Source organism: Flavobacterium granuli, from assembly GCF_900129705.1.
Classification (GTDB): Bacteria; Bacteroidota; Bacteroidia; order Flavobacteriales; family Flavobacteriaceae; genus Flavobacterium; species Flavobacterium granuli.
Genome location: NZ_FQWO01000021.1, coordinates 1 through 5511 on the forward strand (window position 1 = coordinate 1; position 5511 = coordinate 5511).

General features: G+C 46.9%; 2 tRNA genes and 3 rRNA genes. All 5 read right to left on the bottom strand.

Going from position 1 to position 5511, the window contains the following annotated elements:
* Nucleotides 1-3: 3 nt before the first annotated feature.
* Nucleotides 4-113: ribosomal RNA gene (rrf, locus tag BUB25_RS16190) — 5S ribosomal RNA — on the bottom strand.
* Between the two features lie 170 nt (nucleotides 114-283).
* Nucleotides 284-3167: ribosomal RNA gene (locus tag BUB25_RS16195) — 23S ribosomal RNA — on the bottom strand.
* A gap of 127 nt (nucleotides 3168-3294) precedes the next feature.
* Nucleotides 3295-3368, bottom strand: a tRNA-Ala gene (locus tag BUB25_RS16200).
* Between the two features lie 92 nt (nucleotides 3369-3460).
* Nucleotides 3461-3534: transfer RNA gene (locus BUB25_RS16205), tRNA-Ile, on the bottom strand.
* A gap of 127 nt (nucleotides 3535-3661) precedes the next feature.
* A 16S ribosomal RNA gene (locus BUB25_RS16210) occupies nucleotides 3662-5175 on the bottom strand.
* The 16S, 23S and 5S rRNA genes sit together here with 2 tRNA genes alongside, the layout of an rRNA operon.
* Between the last annotated feature and the right edge of the window lie 336 nt (nucleotides 5176-5511).

Sequence of the window (5511 nt, forward strand, 5' to 3'; positions counted from 1 at the left end):
AAAGAAAGGCGACGACATACTCTCCCACATAACTGCAGTACCATCTGCGCAGGCGGGCTTAACTACTCTGTTCGGGATGGGAAGAGGTGAGCCCCGCCGCAATAACCACCTTAAGGTTGTTAGTCTAAAGTCGAAGGTCTTAAAGTCTAAAGTTGCCTTTTGGACTTGTGACTCTCGTCTTTGGACTGCTCGCGTCGAGCAAATATCTTAACATACTGAGATAAAGAAAAAACTATTTTTTTTAGAAAGTTTCCCCAGTCCGCCGTAGGCGGACTGGAAAGGTGTACATAAGCTTACGGATTATTAGTACTACTCGACTATGACATTACTGCCTTTACATCTATAGCCTATCAACGTGGTCATCTCCCACGATCCTTAAAAGAAATCTCATCTTGTGGTGGGTTTCGCGCTTATATGCTTTCAGCGCTTATCCCTTCCAAACGTAGCTACTCTGCAGTGCCACTGGCGTGACAACAGATACACTAGAGGTTTGTCCAATTCGGTCCTCTCGTACTAGAATCAGATCCACTCAAATTTCTTGCGCCCACAGTAGATAGAGACCGAACTGTCTCACGACGTTCTGAACCCAGCTCGCGTGCCACTTTAATGGGCGAACAGCCCAACCCTTGGGACCTTCTCCAGCCCCAGGATGTGACGAGCCGACATCGAGGTGCCAAACCCCCCCGTCGATATGAGCTCTTGGGGGAGATCAGCCTGTTATCCCCGGCGTACCTTTTATCCTTTGAGCGATGGCCCTTCCATGCGGAACCACCGGATCACTATGCTCTACTTTCGTACCTGATCGACCTGTATGTCTCTCAGTCAAGCTCCCTTATGCCATTGCACTCTACGCACGGTTACCAAGCGTACTGAGGGAACCTTTAGAAGCCTCCGTTACTCTTTTGGAGGCGACCACCCCAGTCAAACTACCCACCAAGCAATGTCCCCCACAACGCGGGGTTAGGCCTCAGATAAACAAAGGGTTGTATTTCAACAATGACTCCACAACGCCTAGCGACGCCACTTCACAGTCTCCAACCTATCCTACACATCATTTATCCAAGGTCAATACTAAGCTATAGTAAAGGTGCACAGGGTCTTTTCGTCCCACTGCGGGTAAACGGCATCTTCACCGTTACTACAATTTCACCGAGCTCATGGCTGAGACAGTGTCCAGATCGTTACACCATTCGTGCAGGTCGGAACTTACCCGACAAGGAATTTCGCTACCTTAGGACCGTTATAGTTACGGCCGCCGTTTACTGGGGCTTCAATTCAATGCTTCTCCGAAGATAACATCTCCTCTTAACCTTCCAGCACCGGGCAGGTGTCAGGCCCTATACTTCATCTTACGATTTTGCAGAGCCCTGTGTTTTTGATAAACAGTCGCCTGGACCTCTTCACTGCGGCCAGCATTGCTGCTGGCGACCCTTCTCCCGAAGTTACGGGTCTATTTTGCCTAATTCCTTAGCCATGAATCTCTCGAGCACCTTAGAATTCTCATCTCGACTACCTGTGTCGGTTTGCGGTACGGGTACTATTAACCTGAAGTTTAGAGGTTTTTCTTGGAAGCCCTTAGGTGCACTATCTCTTTGTCCGAAGACGCCGAGTACTATCGTATTTCCCCAAAACCCGTGGATTTGCCTGCGGGTCTTATAGGTAGGTACTTCAACGAACTATTCCGTCAGTTCGCGGCACTTTCATCACTCCGTCACCCCATCACAGTTAACAGTAGTACGGGAATATTAACCCGTTGGCCATCGACTGTCCCTTTCGGGTTCGCCTTAGGTCCCGACTAACCCACAGCTGATTAGCATAGCTGTGGAAACCTTAGTCTTTCGGTGTGCGGGTTTCTCGCCCGCATTATCGTTACTTATGCCTACATTTTCTTTTCTAACCAGTCCAGCATGCTTTACAACACACCTTCTACCCTGTTAGAATGCTCCCCTACCACTTGTAATAAATTACAAATCCATAGCTTCGGTAATATACTTATGCCCGATTATTATCCATGCTCGTCCGCTCGACTAGTGAGCTGTTACGCACTCTTTAAATGAATGGCTGCTTCCAAGCCAACATCCTAGCTGTCTATGCAGACAAACCGCGTTCTTTCAACTTAGTATATATTTGGGGACCTTAGCTGATGGTCTGGGTTCTTTCCCTCTCGGACTTGGACCTTAGCACCCAAGCCCTCACTGTTAGTGAACATTATATAGCATTCGGAGTTTGTCAGGAATTGGTAGGCGGTGAAGCCCCCGCATCCAATCAGTAGCTCTACCTCTATATAACTTTATAACTAACGCTGCACCTAAATGCATTTCGGGGAGTACGAGCTATTTCCGAGTTTGATTGGCCTTTCACCCCTACCCACAGATCATCCCAAGACTTTTCAACGTCAACGGGTTCGGTCCTCCACTGTGTGTTACCACAGCTTCAACCTGTCCATGGGTAGATCACACGGTTTCGCGTCTAACACTACTGACTAAAGCGCCCTATTCAGACTCGCTTTCGCTACGGATCCGTGGCTGAACCACTTATCCTTGCCAGCAACGTTAACTCGTAGGCTCATTATGCAAAAGGCACGCCGTCACCCCACGAAAGGGCTCCGACCGCTTGTAAGCGTATGGTTTCAGGATCTATTTCACTCCGTTATTCACGGTTCTTTTCACCTTTCCCTCACGGTACTGGTTCACTATCGGTCTCTCAGGAGTATTTAGCCTTAGCGGATGGTCCCGCCAAATTCAGACAGGGTTTCACGTGCCCCGCCCTACTCAGGATACCACTATCCTTTACACTCGTTACCTATACAGGACTATCACCTTCTATGGTTCTACTTTCCAGTAGATTCTAGTTCCTTGTGCAAGAAATATCGTGGTCCTACAACCCCAACATTGCCGTAACAACATTGGTTTGGGCTAATCCGCGTTCGCTCGCCACTACTTACGGAATCACTTTTGTTTTCTTCTCCTCCGCCTACTTAGATGTTTCAGTTCAGCGGGTTTGCCCACCTATCGGTGTACTATGTCTTCAACATAGTGGGTTGCCCCATTCAGGTATCTACGGATCAATCGGTGTGTGCCCGTCCCCGTAGCTTTTCGCAGCTTATCACGCCTTTCATCGCCTCTGAGAGCCAAGGCATCCCCCATACGCCCTTATTTTGCTTATTGTACCAATCTTAAAGTTAATTAAGACCGTTCTTTCTACTTGTCTAATGATAAACAAGTAAAATGCTTTCTACTTTTTAATATTTTTCTTATCTCAATATGTCAATGAACTTTAATCCTTACGGATTCGTGGAGAATAACGGAGTCGAACCGTTGACCTCCTGCGTGCAAGGCAGGCGCTCTAGCCAGCTGAGCTAATCCCCCATTTCTAATTTTAAATTATGAATGTTGAATTTTGAATTAATGGTAATTCATACTCATACTTCTAAAATTTCCTTTTTTTTAAGTTAAAATAGTAGTCCCGGGCAGACTCGAACTGCCGACCCCTACATTATCAGTGTAGTACTCTAACCAGCTGAGCTACGAGACTCTGTTTTTACTTAAATTGTATTATTTGAACTAACAGCAAGAGTAATAAATTCTTTAAATATTTTCCAATTTATCTTTTCGTCTCTTTCCCTACCGTGTTGATAAATCAACTAACAATAAGGCTCTAGAAAGGAGGTGTTCCAGCCGCACCTTCCGGTACGGCTACCTTGTTACGACTTAGCCCTAGTTACCAGTTTTACCCTAGGCAGCTCCTTGCGGTCACCGACTTCAGGCACCCCCAGCTTCCATGGCTTGACGGGCGGTGTGTACAAGGCCCGGGAACGTATTCACCGGATCATGGCTGATATCCGATTACTAGCGATTCCAGCTTCACGGAGTCGAGTTGCAGACTCCGATCCGAACTGTGACCGGTTTTATAGATTCGCTCCTGGTCACCCAGTGGCTGCTCTCTGTACCGGCCATTGTAGCACGTGTGTAGCCCAAGGCGTAAGGGCCGTGATGATTTGACGTCATCCCCACCTTCCTCACAGTTTACACTGGCAGTCTTGTTAGAGTTCCCGACATCACTCGCTGGCAACTAACAACAGGGGTTGCGCTCGTTATAGGACTTAACCTGACACCTCACGGCACGAGCTGACGACAACCATGCAGCACCTTGTAAATTGTCTTGCGAAAAGTCTGTTTCCAAACCGGTCAATCTACATTTAAGCCTTGGTAAGGTTCCTCGCGTATCATCGAATTAAACCACATGCTCCACCGCTTGTGCGGGCCCCCGTCAATTCCTTTGAGTTTCATTCTTGCGAACGTACTCCCCAGGTGGGATACTTATCACTTTCGCTTAGCCACTGAGATTGCTCCCAACAGCTAGTATCCATCGTTTACGGCGTGGACTACCAGGGTATCTAATCCTGTTCGCTACCCACGCTTTCGTCCATCAGCGTCAATCCATTAGTAGTAACCTGCCTTCGCAATTGGTATTCCATGTAATCTCTAAGCATTTCACCGCTACACTACATATTCTAGTTACTTCCTAATAATTCAAGTTTAGCAGTATCAATGGCCGTTCCACCGTTGAGCGATGGGCTTTCACCACTGACTTACTAAACCGCCTACGGACCCTTTAAACCCAATGATTCCGGATAACGCTTGGATCCTCCGTATTACCGCGGCTGCTGGCACGGAGTTAGCCGATCCTTATTCTTACAGTACCGTCAAGCTGGTTCACGAACCAGTGTTTCTTCCTGTATAAAAGCAGTTTACAATCCATAGGACCGTCATCCTGCACGCGGCATGGCTGGATCAGGCTTGCGCCCATTGTCCAATATTCCTCACTGCTGCCTCCCGTAGGAGTCTGGTCCGTGTCTCAGTACCAGTGTGGGGGATCTCCCTCTCAGGACCCCTACCCATCGTTGCCTTGGTAAGCCGTTACCTTACCAACTAGCTAATGGGACGCATGCTCATCTTTCACCGTTGTGACTTTAATACTAGGTTGATGCCAACTCAGTATACTATGAGGTATTAATCCAAATTTCTCTGGGCTATCCCTCTGTGAAAGGTAGATTGCATACGCGTTACGCACCCGTGCGCCGGTCTCTTGGTCCGAAAACCAATACCCCTCGACTTGCATGTGTTAAGCCTGCCGCTAGCGTTCATCCTGAGCCAGGATCAAACTCTTCATCGTATATTATGCGAATCAAATTACTTTGATTCTATTTATGTTTGACTGAAGATCTAGTGGTTTTATTATAATCTATCGATTCTATTACTCTTATTCTTTTGTTTTAAGATCTCTCTTAAAACGGCTGTCAATTCAATATGTCTAGGAACGTGTCTTATCTTTTTTTTCGTCTCGTATAACTCACCTAGTGTGTTTCTCGAAGCGGGTGCAAAAGTACAACTTCTTTTTAATCTCGCAAGCGTTTTGGAAAGTTTTTTTTCGAAAATTTAATCTCGTTTTTCTCTCACCTGAAACCCGATTTCTCAACGTTTCCACTCACTCAATCTGTATATGAACTTG